The following is a 16,948-nucleotide window of genomic DNA, read 5'->3' as shown; positions in this document are numbered from 1 at the left end:
GTGCGCGGGGATCCCCACCCCCAACCCCTCCCCGCAAGGGGGAGGGGAGCACACTGCCGTCGTTGCGAGAGCGAGGCCAATGCCAAGCCCGTGTGCTCAGACCAGCGAAACGGGTTGGCTGAAGCACACGGGACGATCTTGTCCGCCTATCCCCCCACGTCCGCGCTGATGATGTCGCCGAACAGGTCCCATTTGCCGCCCTTGAACTGCATCATCTTGAGCTGCTCGATCGGGGCGAAATCATTGGGGCCGGTATTGACCTTGATGCCGGGGATCAGGGTGTCGGGCGCAAAATCCTTCAGGCTGGCGGCCTGCTTCATGACGTTGTCGCGGGTGAGAGTGTCGCCGCACTGCTTCAGGGTCTGCACCATGGTCTGGGCCGCGGCATAGCCATAGGCGAGGTTGGCGTCGGAGATGTTGGCGCCCGGCATGTACTTGTCGATGAAGGCCATGAACTTCTTCATGCCCTCGTCGTCCTTCCACTGGGGGTCCGACGGATCCTTGAGATAGCCGGCGGACAGCACGCCTTCGGACGCATCGAGGCCGGCGGGCTTCATCACCGCGCCGATCGAGATCGAGACGTCGGTCATGACATGCATCGGCTTCCATTCCAGCTCGGCGATCTTCTTGATCGCCTGGGCGGCGAATTTCGGCGTGGAGATGTTGACGAACACGTCGGCGCCGGTTCCCTTCAGCTTGACGATATGGGAATCGATCGAGGGCTCGGTGGTCTCGTAGCTCTCCTCGGCGACGATCATGGTCTTGGCCTTGTCGCCGAGCACCTCCTTGATGCCGAGGACGTAGTCCTTGCCGAAATCGTCATTGGCATAAAAGATCGCGATCTTCGCGTTCGGCTTCTCCTTGAGGATGTACTTGGCGAAGATCCGCGCCTCGACGCGGTAGCTCGGCTGGAAGCCCATGGTCCAGGGGAATTCCTTCGGGTCGTTCCATTTGCTGGCGCCGGTGGCCAGGAACAGCTGCGGCACCTTCTTGGCGTTGTGATATTTCTGCACGGCGGTCTGGGTCGGCGTGCCCAGCGCATTGAACACCAGGAACACCTCGTCGCTCTCGATCAGCTTGCGCACCTGCTCGACCGTCTTCGGCGGGCTGTAGCCGTCGTCATAGGAGATGAAGTTGATCCGGCGGCCGTTGATGCCGCCCTGATCGTTGATCATCTTGAAGTAGGCTTCCTCGGTCTTGCCGATGATGCCGTAGGCCGAGGCCGGGCCGCTATACGCCTCGACGTTGCCGATCCTGATTTCGGTGTCGGTGGCGCCGGTGTCGTATTTCTTCTGCGCAAGCGCGCTCTGGCTCGCCAGTACGGAAAAGGCGGCCGCGGCCGCGAATGAGAGCAGAGTCCTGGTCGTCATCGGCAACATCCCTGGGCTTCCTCGATTGAATTTCCGTGATTGTCGTTTTTGCTCTTGGCCTGCGGCGATGGTGGCCATGGGAGGCCGCTCACCGCAATCGAGTGGGCAGATGTGTGCAATGCACTGTCTTGCGTCCAGGCGCTGGCCTTGGGAACCTGGCGGAGGCCGATCGGGCGCGCCGCAGGTGATTTTGCCGGCCAGCCACTCCACGCAAGTTGATACGGGCGTTTCCGGCGCATCTTCTCCCGCGCACGAAGCAGGATCCTCCCGGCACCGCCATGACGAAAAGCCCGTTCTACACGGCCGAGCACGAGGCCTTCCGCGACGTCATCAGGCGGTTCGTCGACAAGGAGATCGCGCCGTTCGCGAGCACGTGGGACGAGGCCGGAGAATTTCCGCGCGCGCTGTATCTGAAGGCGGCGGAGATCGGCCTGCTTGGACTCGGCTTCCCGGAGGAATTCGGCGGCGTGCCGGCCGACCAGTTCATGAAGATCGTGTCGTCGCAGGAATTGGCGCGTGCGGGTGCCGGCGGCATCAGCGCCAGCCTGATGAGCCATACGATCGGCACGCCGCCGATCGCGCGCGCCGCGCAGCCGCAGGTGAGGGCGCGCGTGCTGCCGGAGATTCTTGCTGGGCGCAAAATCTCGGCGCTGGCGATCACCGAGCCGAGCGGCGGCTCCGACGTTGCCAATCTCAGGACCAAGGCGGTCCGCGACGGCGATCACTACGTCGTCAGCGGCGAGAAGACGTTCATCACCTCGGGGATGCGCGCTGACTACATCACGGTCGCCGTGCGCACCGGCGGACCTGGGCCGGCGGGCGTCAGCCTGCTGCTGGTTCCCGGTGACACACCGGGCCTGACGCGCACCAAGCTCGACAAGATGGGCTGGTGGGCGTCGGACACCGCGACCCTGCATTTCGACGGCTGCCGCGTGCCCGTCGAGAACCTGATCGGCGAGGAGGGGCAGGGCTTCAAGCTGATCATGCACAATTTCAACGGCGAGCGGATGGGCATGGCGGCGAGCTGCACGGCCTTCGCCCGTGTCTGCCTCGACGATGCGATCGCCTACGCCAGGGAGCGCCAGACCTTCGGCAAGCCGCTCGCGCAGCACCAGGTGATCAGGCACAAGCTGGTCGACATGGCGCAGCGCGTGGCGGCGTCGCAGGCGATGCTGGAAATGCTGGCGTGGCGGCTCGAACAGGGCGACAATCCGGTCGCCGAGATCTGCATGATGAAGAACCAGGCGACGCAGACGATGGCCTACTGCGCCTCCGAAGCGGTGCAGATCTTCGGCGGCGCCGGCTTCATGCGCGGCATCCGGGTCGAGCGGATCTATCGCGAGGTGAAGGTCAATGCGATCGGCGGCGGCACCGAGGAGATCATGAAGGATCTGGCCAGCCGGCAGATGGGATTGTGACGCGCACTCTGTCCGCTCGTCATGCCCGGGCTTGACCCGGGCATCCATGCTGTACGCCATACAAGAACAACGACGTGGATGGCCGGGACAAGCCCGGCCATGACGTCAAGACAAGAGACGACAGGAGCTCGATCAAGAATGCTCTTCACCGCCGACCACGACGAACCGCGCCGCATCCTGCAGAAGTTCATCGCTGCCGAGATCAATCCCCATGTCGACGAATGGGAGGAGGCCGGCATCTTTCCGGCGCATGAGCTGTTCAAGAAGCTCGGTGACCTCGGCTTTCTCGGCCTCAACAAGCCGGTCGAGTTCGGCGGCCAGGGGCTGGATTATTCCTACGCGCTGATGATGGCGGAAGAGCTCGGCGCCATCAATTGTGGCGCCATCCCGATGGCGATCGGCGTGCAGACCGACATGGCGACGCCAGCGCTGGCGCGGTTCGGCTCCGACGAGGTGCGCAAGGAGTTCCTGGCGCCCGCGATCTCAGGCGACTACGTCGCCTGCATCGGCGTCTCCGAGCCCGGCGCGGGCTCCGACGTCGCCTCGATCAAGACCCAGGCGCGCGGCGATGGCGACGACTACGTCATCAATGGCGGCAAGATGTGGATCACCAACGGCACCCAGGCCGACTTCATCTGCCTGCTCGCCAACACCAGCGACGGCCCGGTCCATCGCAACAAGTCGCTGATCTGCGTGCCGATGAAGAGCAAGGGCGTGCAGGTCGCGCGCAAGCTCGACAAGATGGGCATGCGCTCGTCGGATACGGCGCAGATCTTCTTCGACAATGTCCGGGTGCCCAAGCGCAACCGCATCGGCGAGGAGGGGCAGGGTTTTACTTATCAGATGATGCAGTTCCAGGAGGAGCGGCTGTGGGCGGGCGCCGCCTGCCTGAAGGCGCATGAAGCGATCATCAATGCGACCATCGAGTACACGCGCAACCGCAAGGCGTTCGGCCGCTCGATCCTCGACAACCAGGTCGTCCACTTCAAGCTCGCGGAAATGCAGACCGAGGTCGAGCTGCTGCGCGCGCTGACCTATCAGGCCGCAGAGGCGCTGATCGCCGGCGAGGACGTGACGCGGCTCGCGACCATGGTGAAGCTCAAGACCGGCCGGTTGGGGCGCGAGCTCACCGACGCCTGCCTGCAATATTGGGGCGGCATGGGCTTCATGAACGAGACACCGGTCAGCCGGGCCTACCGCGATTCGCGCCTGAGCTCGATCGGCGGCGGCGCCGACGAGGTGATGCTGACCATCCTGTGCAAGATGATGGGGACCTTGCCAGGCAGCGGCAAAGCGGGAAACGCCTGATGATCACGCTGTATCATTGCGACGGCGCCCGCTCGTTTCGCCCGTTGTGGATGCTGGAAGAGCTTCGACTTAACTACGAGTTGAAGATGCTGCCGTTCCCGCCGCGGGTGCTGGCGAAGGAGTATCTGGCGATCAATCCGCTCGGCACGATCCCGTTTCTGATCGACGGCGAGACGAAGATGACGGAGTCCTCGGGCATCTGCCATTATCTCGGCGTCAAGCACGGCCCGACGCCGCTGATGGTCGGGCCTGAGGAAAAGGACTACGGCGCGTTCCTGAACTGGATGTATTTCTCCGACGCCACGCTGACGTTCCCGCAGACGCTGGTATTGCGATACACTCAGCTCGAGCCGGAGGAGCGGCGCTCGCCGCAGGTCGCCACCGATTATGCCAAGTGGTTCCTGGGACGGCTGCGCGCCGTGGAGGCAGCGACGGCGAATGCCGAGTTCTTGTGCGCGGGTCGTTTCACCGCGGCCGACATCGTGATCGGCTATGCATTGCGTCTCGCAGACACGCTTGGGCTCGCCAAGGATTTTGGGCCGAATGTGGCTGCCTATTGGGTGCGATTGCAGCAGCGCGAGGGCTATCAGCGGGCACGCGCCGCCGAGCAGCGTGCGGGCGTGGAGCAGGGCATCGAGCCGCGGGTCAGGCCGTAGCTTTGGGGACGTCATTCCGGGGCGATGCTTGAGCATCGAACCCGGAATCACGATCATCTCGAATCGGTGAATTAACCGCGACAAAAATCGGCAGTCGTCGCCGATGACAGGGGCGCGAATTGCGCTATGGTTCTCCTCCAAAGAAGCGGCCGCCAGAGCCGCGCCTCAGGAGGAAGACCATGGATGTGACCCGCCGGGACTCCGGCCATCTCATGCTGATCACGCCCGAGCGCGTCTTCTACGCCGGGCTGCTCGGCCGTCCGCGCCAGCGCTGCTCGGGCGCGTGCCATATCTACGTCGCGCTCACCGGCAGCCTGCGGCTGCTGGCCGAAGGAGCCGAAGAGCGCAGCGGCGAGCTGCTGGTCGTGCCGCCGAACCGGCCGCACACCATCGAGAGCGATTATCGCACCGTCATCGTCGTCACCATCGAGCCGGAGAGCGTGCCGATCGGCACGCTGGACCGCTTCGCCAGCCGCGTCGCCCGCGAGGCCGAGGCGTTCGCCTGCCGCATTCGCGCCGCCTATGAGGAGCTGGTGCAGCGGCCGCTGAGCGGCGACGTCACCAGCGCAGTGTTCGACCGGCTGTGCTTCGGCGAGGTGCTGCCGCAGCGGACGCTCGATCCGCGCGTGGTCAAGGCGATCGGTCTGATCGGCCGCTTCTCCGGCGAGCCGGCCACGGCCGAGAGCTGCGCCGCCGCCGTCGGCCTGTCGACGTCGCGCTTCCTGCATCTGTTCAAGGAGGAGACCGACATCTCCTTCCGTTCGTTCCGCGCCTGGAAGCGCGCGCGGCATCTGCTCAACTACGCCAACCAGGACCTCAACCTCGCGCATCTCGCGCAGGATATCGGCTATCCCGACTCGACGCATTTCAGCCATTCGATCCGCCGCTTCTACGGGCTGAAGCCGCGCGCGATCTTCTCCGGCTCGCGCGATCTCGCGATCTACCGCGCCGGCGAGGTCGCCTTGACCTGATCTTTCCTGGCTGCGTGCCGCGCGAGCGCGGCGCGCAGTGGGAACTTCGACAGTTCGAGCATGATCAGCGTGGTCAGCGCGGCTGCCGCGGTCAGCGCGAGATCGTCGACATGCAGCGGTCCGAACCGGAACAGCGCCGCAGCGGCGGGCAGCGTCAGGCTAGTCGCGAGCACGGCGACGACGAAGCCGATCACCAGCAGCAGCATGCGGTTCGGCCGCAGCAGCGCCTCGCGCAGCGAGCTCGAGAACGAGCGGTTGACGAAGATCAGGCTCACGATCACCGACACCAGGGTGAAGAACACCAGCGCGCGGAGCTCGTCGTCCGGCATGCCGTTGCGGTGTGCCAGCAGCAGGACGCCGCCCGTGGTGAGCATCGCCAGGATGCCCTGCAGCGCCCCCCACAGCACCAGCGGCCGCGGCAGCAATGGCTCCTGCGGATCGCGCGGCGGCCGCCGCATGATGTCGCTCTCCTCGGTCTCGGCCTCGAACACCAGCGAACAGACGGGATCGATGATCATCTCGAGAAAGGCGATGTGCACGGGCCCGAGCAGCAGCGGCAGACCGGTGACGAGCGGCAGCAGCGCCAGCCCGGCGATCGGAAAGTGCACGGCAAGGATGAAGCTCATCGCCTTGCGCAGATTGTCGTAGATGCGCCGGCCGAGCCGGATCGCCTTGACGATCGAGCCGAAATCATCGTCGAGCAGCACGATCGCCGAGGCCTCGCGCGCGACGTCGGTGCCGCGGCCGCCCATCGCGATGCCGATATGCGCCGCCTTGAGCGACGGCGCATCGTTGACGCCGTCGCCGGTCATCGCGACGATCTCGCCGTCGGCCTTGAGCGCGGTGACGATGCGCAGCTTCTGCTCCGGCATGATGCGGGCGAACGCCGTCGGCACGCGCGCCGCAAGCGCCAGGGCGTCGTCGTCGAGATCGGCAAGCTCGGGGCCCGCGATGACGCGCTCGGGATCGATCCCGGCCTGCCGCGCAATGGCGGTGGCCGTCGCGGGATAGTCGCCGGTGATCATGATGACGCGGACGCCGGCGGAGCGGCACTCGGCGACGGCATCCTTCACCTCCGGACGCAGCGGGTCGGCGAAGCCGACGAGACCGCGGAACGAGAACGCGAAGTCCTGCTGTATGTCGGGGAGCGCCTCGCCGCTCCAGCTCGCCTGGGCGACGCCGAGCACGCGCAGGCCCTCGGCGGCGAGCGTCTCGACGCGCGCCTGCAGCGCCGCCAGCTCGCCGCCGTCGACGCCGCAGAGCGATGCGATCGCTTCCGGCGCACCCTTGGCCGCCACGAGGCCGGCGCCGTCGCGCGACCAGACGTTGGTCATCGCCAGCAGGTCGGGGCGCAAGCCGTAGCGTCGCTGCAACGTGGCGCCTGCGGTGGCGTCGGCGCCGAGCGCGTGCAGCGCCTTCTCCATCGGATCATGCGACTGCGGGTCGCACGCGAGCACGGCGGTGGCGACGAGATCGCGGAAGGGCGGCGCGATGGCATCCGGCGTCGCCGTCGCAGGCTGCAGCACGCTGCCGTCCGGCAGCACCAGCCGGGCCACCATCATGCGGTTCTGCGTCAGGGTGCCGGTCTTGTCGGTGCACAGCACGGTGGCGGCGCCGAGCGATTCGATCGCCGAAGCGCGCCGCGTCAGCACGCGCGCCTGCGAGATGCGCCAGGCGCCCATCGCCAGGAACACGGTCAGCACCACCGGGAATTCCTCGGGGAGCATCGACATGCCCAGCGCGATGCCGGCGAGGATTCCCTCCAGCCATCCGCCGCGGTACACCGCATAGAGCACGACCGTGATCGCAACCACGATGCCGCCGCCGATGGCGAACGCCAGCACCAGCCGTCGCGTCTGCTGCCGCAACCGCGGCGTCTCGGTCTCCAGGGCGGTCACCGACTGGCCGATCCTGCCGATCGCCGTGTGCGGCCCGGTCGCCGTCACCTCGGCAATGCCGCCGCCGCGGACGACGAGACTGCTGGAGAACACGAATGGCTGGTCGTCGCCGCCGGCCGCCGCAGCGGGCGTGTCGATCGGCTCGGCCGGGGCGGGGCGCTTGCGCACCGGCACGGATTCGCCTGTCAGCAGCGATTCATCCGTCAGCAGATCGTCGCACTCCCGCAGCACCGCATCGGCCGCGACGCGATCGCCCTCGGCGAGCACGATGAGATCGCCGCGCACCACCTCGCGGCCGGCGATGCGGATGCGCTCGCCGTCGCGGATCACCAGGGCGCGCGGGCTGGAGAGATCGCGCAGCGATTCCAGCACGCGCTCGGTCCGTGCCTCCTGCACGATGGTGATGAAGACGGAGGCCGAGGCGAACACGCCGAGCAGCATCGCTTCCGCCGCGTCGCCCAGCGCGAGATAGATGCCCGCGCCGGCGAGCAGCAGAAGCAGCATCGGCTCCCTCAGCACATCGGCGACGAGGCGCAGGATCGAGCGTTTGCCGGTCTGCGGCAGCTCGTTGAATCCCTCCGCCGTCAGACGCCGTGCCGCCTCGGCTGCGCTCAGGCCGTTCGGAAATGTCGGCGCCGGTTGTGTGTCGATCGGCATTGCACGCCCCGTGACGAGAAACATGGGAACCAGTTAGCGCCGATCCCGTCCGGGCGCTTGACGCAGAGCAATAGCGGGTTGCGCGGCCTCCAACCAGCGAGTCAACGCAAGCAGATCAGGCGGAGACACCGTCATATACGGGCCGGATCAGCACAGCGCCGCTTGCGCGAAGCCATCGAACGAGTGCCATGAGCGACAAAGCCGTCATCACCTGCGCGCTGAACGGCGTGCTCACCGATCCCAGGCAGCATCATGTGCCGGTCACGCCCGAGGAGATGGCGCGCGAGGCGCGGCGCGCCTATGACGCTGGTGCTGCGATCATGCACATCCATCTGCGCCAGCAGGCGCCGGGCAAGGGGCATCTGCCGTCCTGGGACGTCGACGTCTCCCGCGAGATCCAGCAGGCGATCCGCGAGGCCTGTCCCGGCGTGATCATCAATCACACCTCGGGCGTGTCGGGACCGAACTATCAAGGTGCGCTCGACTGCATCCGGCAGACCCGGCCGGAGATCGCGGCCTGCAATGCCGGCTCGCTGAACTATCTCAAGGTCAAGGCCGACAACAACTGGGCCTGGCCGCCGATGATGTTCGACAACTCGGTCGAGAAGATCCAGGACTATCTCGCCGCGATGAAGGACGCCCACACGATCCCGGAATTCGAATGCTTCGACGTCGGCATCGTCCGCTGCGTCGGGATGTATCGCCAGGCCGGCATGTATGACGGCCCGCTCGAATACAACTTCGTGATGGGCGTCGCCTCCGGCATGCCGGCCGATCCCGAGCTGCTGCCGATCCTGCTCAAGCTGAAGCTCGCCGAGGCGCATTGGCAGGTCACGGCGATCGGCCGCGCCGAGATCTGGCCGCTGCACCAGCGCTGCGCCGAGCTTGGCGGCCATCTCCGCACCGGGCTGGAGGACACGTTCTATCTCGCCGACGGCACCAAGGTGACCTCGAACGGCCAGCTGATCGAGGCCATCGCGGCGTGCGCGCGGCGCGCCGGCCGCGAGATCGCAAGTCCCGCCGAGGCCCGGCAGATGTTTGGCACGGTGAATTGACGCAGCATACGCCGTCATTGCGAGCGCAGCGAAGCAATCCAGAGTTCTGCACGACGCCCTGGATTGCTTCGTCGCTTCGGCTCCTCGCAATGACGTGGATGGGGAGGGAACAGGCCAATGACCAATCTCGATGCCACCGGCGGCGTGTCCGGTCCCGGCCGCATCGGCCGGGTCGCGATCGGAGATCTCCTGAAGCGCGCGGCGCGCCGCTTTCCCGAGCGGGTGGCGATCACCGATGGCGCCCGTCAGGTGACGTTCACCGAGCTGGAGCGCGATGCCAACCGGTTTGCGAACTATCTCGTCGCCAAGGGGCTGAAGCCGGGCGAAAAGATCTCGACCGTCTGCAACAACTCGATTGAGTTCGTCAAAGCGCTGTTCGGCATCCATCGCGCGGGTCTCGTCTGGGTGCCGATCAATACGATGCTCGGGCCCGCCGACATGGACTACATCCTCGGCCATGCCGAGGTTCGCTTCGCGCTCATCGATGACAATCTGTTTGCTCAGGCGGACCGCCGCGCCGCGCTGGAAAAGCGGGGCGTCGAGCTGATCGCCGTCGATCTCACCGGGACGGCGAAGGCCGCGGGGCTCGCCGGCTTCACCGACCTCATCCAGGGGCATTCGGACGTCGAGCCCGAGATCGAGATCAACGATCGCGATCTTGCGATGATCATCTACACCTCGGGCACGACGTCGCGGCCGAAGGGCGCGATGCATTGTCACCTCGCCGTGGTGATGGCCGTGATGAGCAACTGCATCGAGATGCAGCTCTCGCGCGACGACGGCATCACCGGACAATTTCCGCTGTTCCACTGCGCCGGCCATGTGCTGCTGCTCAGCTATCTCTCGGTCGGCGGCCGCATGGCGCTGATGCGCGGCTTCGACCCGGTCGCCTGCATGGAGGCGATCGTGCGCGACCGCCTCACCGTGTTCGTCGGCCTGCCGCTGATGTACCAGGCGATCCTGGATCATCCGCGCCGCAAGGAGTTCGACCTCTCCCACTTGCGGACTTGCCTCTACACGATGGCGCCGATGGGCCGGCCGCTGTTGGAGCGCGCGATCAAGGAGCTGTGCCCGAACTTCGTGCTGACCAGCGGCCAGACCGAGATGTATCCGGCGACGACGATGTCGCGTCCCGAGGTGCAGCTCAATCGGTTCGGCAATTACTGGGGCGAGTCGCTGTTCGTCAACGAGACCGCGATCATGGATGATGCCGGCAACCTGCTGCCGCCGGGCGAGATCGGCGAGCTCGTGCATCGCGGGCCCAACGTGATGCTGGGCTACTACAAGGATCCGAAATCGACCGAGGACGCCCGCAAGTTCGGCTGGCACCATACCGGCGATCTCGCGGTCATCGACAAGGGCGAGGTGCTGTTCCTCGATCGCAAGAAGGACATGATCAAGTCCGGAGGCGAGAACGTCGCCTCGGTCAAGATCGAGGAGACCCTGCTGGCGCATCCGGCGGTGCAGAATGCCGCCGTCGTCGGCCTGCCGCATCCGCAATGGGGCGAGGCCGTCTCGGCCTTCGTCAAGCTCAAGCCCGGCGCACAGGCCAGTGAGACCGAGCTGCTCGAGCACTGCCGCAAGTCGCTTGGCGGCTTCCAGGTGCCGAAGCTGGTGCGGGTGCTCGAGGAGATGCCGATGACCGCCACCGGCAAGCTGCGCAAGGTCGAGCTGCGCCAGGCCTATGGCGATCATTTCGTGGCGAAGAGCGCGTGAGGGGTGATCCTCGAGATTCCGGGTTCGCTCCCGCGCAGCAAGATGGCCCGTCCATCTCGCTGCGCACTCGCGCCCCGGAATGACGAAAGCATGAACTGATGGCCACCATCGACAACACCATCTCTCCCTCCGGCGCCGCCTTCCAGGCCAATCGTGATGGCATGCTCGGCCTGATCGCGCGGATGCGCGATCTCGAGGCGCGCACGCGCAATGCCTCTGCGGCGGCAAAGGAGCGCTTCCATCAGCGCGGCCAGTTGTTGCCGCGCGAGCGCGTCGCCTTGGTGCTCGATCCCGGCGCGCCGTTCCTGGAGCTGTCGACGCTTGCCGGCTACATGTTCGATACGCCGGACCCGGCCAAGAGCGTGCCGGGCGGCGGCGTCGTCGCCGGCATCGGCTTCGTGTCCGGCGTGCGCTGCATGGTCTCGGCGAATGACGCGGGCATCGATGCCGGAGCGCTGCAGCCTTACGGCCTCGACAAGACCCTGCGCGTGCAGGAGCTGGCGCTGGAGAACAAGCTGCCCTACGTGCAACTGGTCGAGAGTGCCGGCGCCAACCTGCTGCGCTACCGCGTCGAGGACTTCGTGCGGGGCGGCAACATCTTTCGCAACCTGGCGCGGCTGTCGGCGGCGGGGCAGCCGGTCGTCACGGTGACGCACGGCTCGTCCACGGCGGGCGGCGCCTACCAGACCGGTCTGTCCGACTACATCGTGATGGTCCGCGGCCGCACCCGCGCCTTCCTCGCCGGCCCGCCGCTGCTGAAGGCCGCGACCGGCGAGATCGCCACCGAGGAGGAGCTCGGCGGCGCCGAGATGCACACCTCGATCTCCGGCCTCGGCGACTATCTCGCCGAGGACGACCGCGATGCGCTGCGTATCGCGCGCGAGATCATGGGCAAGCTGAACTGGGACCGGCCGTCGCACGAGTCGTCACCGGTGAAGCCGCCGCGCTACGACCAGGAGGAACTGCTCGGCATCATGCCGCTCGACCACAAGCGCCCAGTCGACATGCGCCAGGTCATCGCGCGGATCGTCGACGACAGCGACTTCGTCGAAATGTCTCCGAACTACGGCCCTGCGACGGTGTGCGGCCATGCCCGCATCGAGGGCCAGGCAATCGGCATCGTCACCAACAACGGCCCGCTCGATCCGGCCGGCGCCAACAAGGCGACGCACTTCATCCAGTCCTGCTGCCAGACCCGAACGCCGATTCTCTATCTCAACAACACCACCGGCTACATGGTCGGCCGCGCCTATGAGGAGGCCGGCATGATCAAGCACGGCTCCAAGATGATCCAGGCGGTGACCTCGGCCAGCGTGCCGCAGATCACGATCTATTGCGGGGCCTCGTTCGGGGCGGGCAACTACGGCATGTGTGGCCGTGGATTCCACCCGCGCTTCTGCTTCTCCTGGCCCAACGCCAAGACCGCCGTGATGGGTGGCGAGCAGGCGGCGGAGACGATGGCGATCGTGACCGAAGCGGCGGCGGCGCGCCGCGGCAAGCCGGTGGAGCGCGAGAAGCTCGATGCCATGAAGGCGCAGATCATCGGCGTGTTCGACAGCCAGATGGACGTGTTCGCGACCTCGGCGCGCGTGCTCGACGACGGCGTGATCGATCCGCGTGACACCCGCGCGGTGCTGTCGGAAGTGCTGGCGATCTGCCGCGAGGCGGAGGCGCGCGAGCCGCAGCGCATGCAGTTCTCGGTGGCGCGGCCATGAGCGAAGAGATGGGTGCAATGACGCGCAGGCCTTTCCACAAGGTGCTGATCGCCAACCGCGGTGAGATCAGCTTGCGGATCATGCGCACCGCGCGCCGGCTCGGCCACGGCGTGGTCGCGGTCTACTCGGACGCCGATTCCGATGCGCCGCATGTGCGGCTCGCCGATCAGGCCGTCCGCATCGGCGCGCCGCCGCCCGCACAGTCCTATCTCAACATCGCAGCGATCATCGCCGCCGCAAAGGCGACTGGCGCGGATGCCGTGCATCCCGGTTATGGCTTTCTCGCCGAGAACGAGGATTTTGCGCAAGCGTGCAAGGAGGCCGGTCTGGTGTTCATCGGGCCATCGCCCGAGGCGATCAAGGCGATGGGCAACAAGGCCGGCGCCAAGGTGATCATGAGTTGCGCCGGTGTGCCCTGCGTACCCGGCTATCAGGGGGAGGACCAGGGCGACGACGCGATGCTGCGCGAGGCGCGCCGCATTGGTTTCCCGGTAATGATCAAGGCCGTCGCCGGTGGCGGCGGCCGCGGCATGCGGCTCGTGGCAGACGCCGGCGCGTTCCCCGATTTGCTGCGCAGTGCGCGCTCCGAAGCGGCCGCCGCGTTTGGTGACGGCACCGTCATCCTGGAGAAGGCGATCGCCAATCCGCGCCACATCGAGATCCAGGTGTTCGGCGATCGGCACGGCAATGCCATCCATCTCGGCGAGCGCGACTGTTCGGTGCAGCGCCGACACCAGAAGCTGATCGAGGAGGCGCCGTCGCCCGCGGTCGGGCCGGAGCTGCGCGCGCGCATGGGCGCCGTGGCGGTGCAGGCGGTGAAGGCGCTCGGCTATGAGGGCGCAGGCACCCTGGAATTCCTGCTCGACGGCGACGGCCAATTCTACTTCATGGAGATGAACACGCGGCTGCAGGTCGAGCATCCCGTGACAGAGGCACTGACGGGACTCGATCTTGTCGAATGGCAATTGCGCATCGCCGCCGGCGAGCCCCTGCCGTTGCGCCAGGAGCAGATCAGCTTCTCGGGTCACGCGATCGAGGTGCGACTGTGCTCCGAGGATGCGGCGCACGACTTCATGCCGCAGTCCGGGCGAATGACGCTGTGGCAGATGCCCGAGACGATCCGGGTCGAGCATGCGCTGGAGTCCGGTGCGGAGATCCCGCCCCACTACGATTCGATGATCGCCAAGCTGATCAGCCATGCTGCGACCCGTGAGGAGGCGCGCGCAAGACTGATCGCCGGATTGGAGCAGGCCGTTGCCTTGGGCGTCCCGACCAACCGGGCCTTCCTCATGTCCTGCCTGCGGCATCCGGCCTTCTCCGCGGGCAAGGCGACCACCGCATTCATCGCGGCGCATCGTGACGAGCTGCGTGCGCCGGCCGTCGAAGCGGCAGACCTCGCGCTGGGTGCGTTGCTGCTCTCCGTCAGCCATCCGCTCGCGCATCCCGTCCGCCGCGGCCGCTCGCTCGCGGCAGCCTTCGCGACGCCGCTCCGGTTCGAGATCGCCGGTGAGGTGGCCGAGTGCGAGCTGCTGCGCGAGCGTGACGGAAGCTATCGCGTGACGCGTGGCGATGCAGAGCATCGCTTCGAGATCGTGTCGCTCACGGATGATGCGATCCGCGTTCGTCACGCCGAGATCGTCGAGAGCGCGCGCTTCGTCCGCGACAACGATCGGCTGTTCGTCCAGCATCGCGGTCAGACGCTGGCAGTGCGCGATCTGACGTTGGCGAGGCCGCAATCCTCGGCCGCCACCGGAGGTGATGGCAAGGTCCGTGCGGCCCTGAACGGTCGCGTGGTCGCGGTGCTGGTGAAACCGGGCGACAGCGTGGTTGTGGGACAGCCGGTGGTGACGCTCGAGGCGATGAAGATGGAGCACGTTCATACTGCCGGCATCGCCGGAACGGTGACCGCGATCGAGGTCGCCGAGGGCGACCAGGTGACGACGGGTCGGATCGTGGTGGAGATTGCGGGCTGATCGTCGCGCAACTGGGCGTGAGTTAGCTCGAGGCATGCTGCACCTCCCTCCCGCTTGCGGGGCGGGGGTCCGCGCGCGCTGAACTCTGTTGTATGCGACTTCGATATTCTCACGGAGTCGTCGCTTCGCGACATGCAGCGTCCCGCCGCTGCATTCTGCAACACTCAAAGGAGGCGGTTCGCCGGTTGCGCAGATCATCGTCGACATCGTCCACGGTGGGAGCGCAGATCACGTGGAGCGCGACACGTGGACCCCCACCCGCGACCCCTCCTCGCAAGGGGGAGGGGAGTGCATTGCTGTCGAGGCGAGGGGCAATTCTGCCATCAAAGACGTGAAATCAACTGCGCTGTTTCAAGGGCGGGGTACCGACCCCTAATCCTTCAAACGGCAACAATGCCGATCGTGGCTCTGTTGCGCGGCCGACGCGCGCCTCACGGATGCAATTGCCGCCTCAGCGCCGCGACCAGCCGTGACGTCTGGAACGGCTTCGACAGCAGCGGTGCCGTGGCGAATTCTTCCGGGCATTGATCGACGGAATAGCCGGTGACGGCGACGAAGGGCACGCCGGCCGCGGCCAAAGCGCGCGCGATCGGCGCCGATGTTTCCCGCCCGAGATTGACGTCGAGCACGGCAAGATCGCAGTGATTCCGCTCGAGCAGATGGAGGGCTTTGTGCACGGTCGGCGCCACGCCGACCACCGTGAATCCGGCGGCTTCGAGCTCGACCGCGAGGTCGAAGCCGATCAGGGGATCGTCCTCGACGATCAGGAGGTGAGTCTTCTCACTGGCGCGCATGATGATGGTCGCGGCTGAGGCGTTGCAGGGGGCACCTCAGGTGCCAGCGCAGTCCGGCCGGCAGGAACTGGACCTCGACCGATCCATCCAGGCCAGCGCGCACCAGGTCGGAAATCACCCGGCTGCCGAAGCCGGTGTGCTCGGGCGGCGCCACCTCAGGTCCGCCGCTTTCGACCCAGGTCATGTCGAAGCTGTCGTCGATGCGCGTCCAGCGGACCGCGATCCGTCCGTCGTGGTTCGACAGCGCACCATATTTGGCGGCGTTGGTGGCGAGCTCGTGGACCGCCATGCCGATCGACTGCGCGGCCTCTGGCGTCAGCTCGATCGGCGGTCCGTCGATCGCGATGCGGTCGCCGATCAAGTCGCTGAACGCCCCGAGCTGCGAGCGGACCAGGCCGCCGAGTGGAATGAAACGCCAATCGTTCTGAATCAGGAGATCCTGATTGCTCGCGATCGCCTGCAGGCGCTCCAGAAAGCGGTTGAGGTCGAGCTGGCGGCCGTGACGGGTCATCTGCCGGGCGATCGCCTGCACCAGCGACAGCAGGTTCTTGCTGCGGTGGTTCACCTCGGCCAGCAAGGTGCGCAACTGCTCCCTTGTCTGGCGCTTGTCGGTGATGTCACGCACGATCTTGGAGGCGCCGATGATCCGGCCGCTCGAATCCCGGACCGGCGAGACCGTGACCGACACGTCGATGAGCGCACCATCCTTGCGCAGGCGGATGGTCTCGAAATTGTCGATGATCGCGCCGGATAGGACGGTGGCGAGGATCCGGTCCTCCTCGGCCTGGCGCTCCTGCGGGATGATCGTGCGGATCGAGCGGTTGATCATCTCGCCTTCCGAGAAGCCGAAGATGCGTTCGGCGCTCTTGTTCCAGCTGGTGATCGTGCCGTCCAGCGTCTTGCTGACGACGCCGTCCGAGGACGAGGCGACGATGGCCGCGAGCATCGCCGCCGCACGCTCGGCCTTCTTCGACAGCGTGACGTCGCGGATGATTCCGGAGATGCCGACGATCACGCCGGTGCTGCTGCGGATCGGTGACAACGTGATGGAGACCTCGATCGGGCGTCCCTGCTTGGTCAGCCGGACGGTCTCGAAGCTCTCGACCGCTTCGCCCGCGTTGACCCTGGCGCGCAAGGCGTTCGCTTCTTCCGCCAGCTCGGGGGGAACGATCTCGGAGACGGATCTGCCGATCATTTCAGCCGCGGTGAACCCCAGCATCCGCTCGCTGGCCGCGTTCCAACTGCGGATGACGCCGTCGGCGGTGGTGCTGACAATGGCGTCGGCCGAGGACTCCACGATCGCCGCCAGATAGGCCGTGTCGTCGTCGGTCGCGCGTGGGGCGGGGGAGGCGCCGGGCATTCCGTGCACGTCGCAGGCTCCTTGCTAACAGGTCGGTAGAGAAGACGCCGTGCACCA

At 66.5% G+C, this 16,948-nt stretch carries 12 protein-coding genes; 8 read left to right on the top strand and 4 right to left on the bottom strand.

Going from position 1 to position 16,948, the window contains the following annotated elements; all coding sequences use genetic code 11:
* Positions 1–146 precede the first annotated feature (146 nt).
* Positions 147–1,379 carry an ABC transporter substrate-binding protein gene (locus tag QX132_RS18835; protein WP_315781338.1) on the bottom strand — a complete coding sequence of 411 codons (1,233 nt, stop codon included), beginning with the start codon at positions 1,377–1,379 and terminating at the stop codon, positions 147–149.
* A 269-nt stretch (positions 1,380–1,648) separates the two neighbouring features.
* Here QX132_RS18835 and QX132_RS18830 point away from each other — a divergent pair, with 269 nt between their 5' ends.
* The 4 genes from QX132_RS18830 to QX132_RS18815 all read left to right on the top strand — a co-directional run bounded on the left by QX132_RS18830 (position 1,649) and on the right by QX132_RS18815 (position 5,723).
* Positions 1,649–2,788: an acyl-CoA dehydrogenase family protein gene (locus tag QX132_RS18830; protein ID WP_316162339.1), complete on the top strand. Its 1,140-nt coding sequence runs from the start codon at positions 1,649–1,651 to the stop codon at positions 2,786–2,788.
* Between the two features lie 138 nt (positions 2,789–2,926).
* Positions 2,927–4,096, top strand: coding sequence for an acyl-CoA dehydrogenase family protein (locus QX132_RS18825; RefSeq protein ID WP_315740590.1), 1,170 nt, complete (start codon positions 2,927–2,929; stop codon positions 4,094–4,096).
* The gene (locus QX132_RS18820; RefSeq protein ID WP_316162338.1) at positions 4,096–4,752 is read left to right on the top strand and encodes a glutathione S-transferase family protein; all 657 of its coding nucleotides are present in this window, start codon (positions 4,096–4,098) and stop codon (positions 4,750–4,752) included. Before QX132_RS18825 ends, QX132_RS18820 begins: the two co-directional genes overlap by 1 nt.
* A gap of 179 nt (positions 4,753–4,931) precedes the next feature.
* Positions 4,932–5,723: a helix-turn-helix domain-containing protein gene (locus tag QX132_RS18815; protein ID WP_315773758.1), complete on the top strand. Its 792-nt coding sequence runs from the start codon at positions 4,932–4,934 to the stop codon at positions 5,721–5,723.
* On the opposite strand, the gene QX132_RS18810 is transcribed toward QX132_RS18815, so the two are convergent.
* On the bottom strand, positions 5,693–8,278 hold the full coding sequence (locus QX132_RS18810) for a cation-translocating P-type ATPase (RefSeq protein ID WP_316162336.1): 2,586 nt from the start codon (positions 8,276–8,278) through the stop codon (positions 5,693–5,695). The two genes, QX132_RS18815 and QX132_RS18810, sit on opposite strands and share 31 nt — an antisense overlap.
* Before the next feature lie 188 nt (positions 8,279–8,466).
* Here QX132_RS18810 and QX132_RS18805 point away from each other — a divergent pair, with 188 nt between their 5' ends.
* From QX132_RS18805 to QX132_RS18790, 4 genes are all read left to right on the top strand, one after another.
* On the top strand, positions 8,467–9,333 hold the full coding sequence (locus QX132_RS18805) for a 3-keto-5-aminohexanoate cleavage protein (protein ID WP_316162334.1): 867 nt from the start codon (positions 8,467–8,469) through the stop codon (positions 9,331–9,333).
* Between the two features lie 117 nt (positions 9,334–9,450).
* Positions 9,451–11,049 (top strand): AMP-binding protein, encoded by a 1,599-nt coding sequence (locus QX132_RS18800; protein ID WP_315781326.1) that lies wholly within the window; start codon positions 9,451–9,453, stop codon positions 11,047–11,049.
* A 98-nt stretch (positions 11,050–11,147) separates the two neighbouring features.
* Entirely contained in the window at positions 11,148–12,764 is a 1,617-nt protein-coding gene (locus QX132_RS18795; RefSeq protein WP_316162332.1) for an acyl-CoA carboxylase subunit beta, read from the top strand.
* A 17-nt stretch (positions 12,765–12,781) separates the two neighbouring features.
* On the top strand, positions 12,782–14,737 hold the full coding sequence (locus QX132_RS18790; RefSeq protein WP_316162330.1) for an acetyl-CoA carboxylase biotin carboxylase subunit: 1,956 nt from the start codon (positions 12,782–12,784) through the stop codon (positions 14,735–14,737).
* Between the two features lie 431 nt (positions 14,738–15,168).
* Here QX132_RS18790 and QX132_RS18785 read toward each other — a convergent pair whose 3' ends face one another.
* A complete protein-coding gene (locus QX132_RS18785; RefSeq protein ID WP_315740582.1) occupies positions 15,169–15,531 on the bottom strand; it encodes a response regulator in 363 nt (120 codons plus the stop codon).
* Positions 15,518–16,900: a PAS domain S-box protein gene (locus tag QX132_RS18780; protein WP_315740581.1), complete on the bottom strand. Its 1,383-nt coding sequence runs from the start codon at positions 16,898–16,900 to the stop codon at positions 15,518–15,520. The genes QX132_RS18785 and QX132_RS18780 overlap by 14 nt, the downstream gene beginning before the upstream one ends.
* Positions 16,901–16,948: the final 48 nt, after the last annotated feature.

It is taken from the genome of Bradyrhizobium sp. SZCCHNRI20481 (genome assembly GCF_032485055.1).
Taxonomy (GTDB): Bacteria; Pseudomonadota; Alphaproteobacteria; order Rhizobiales; family Xanthobacteraceae; genus Bradyrhizobium.
The sequence above is the reverse complement of the archived record's forward strand: the minus strand, read 5'-3'. Positions and strand labels throughout refer to the sequence as shown.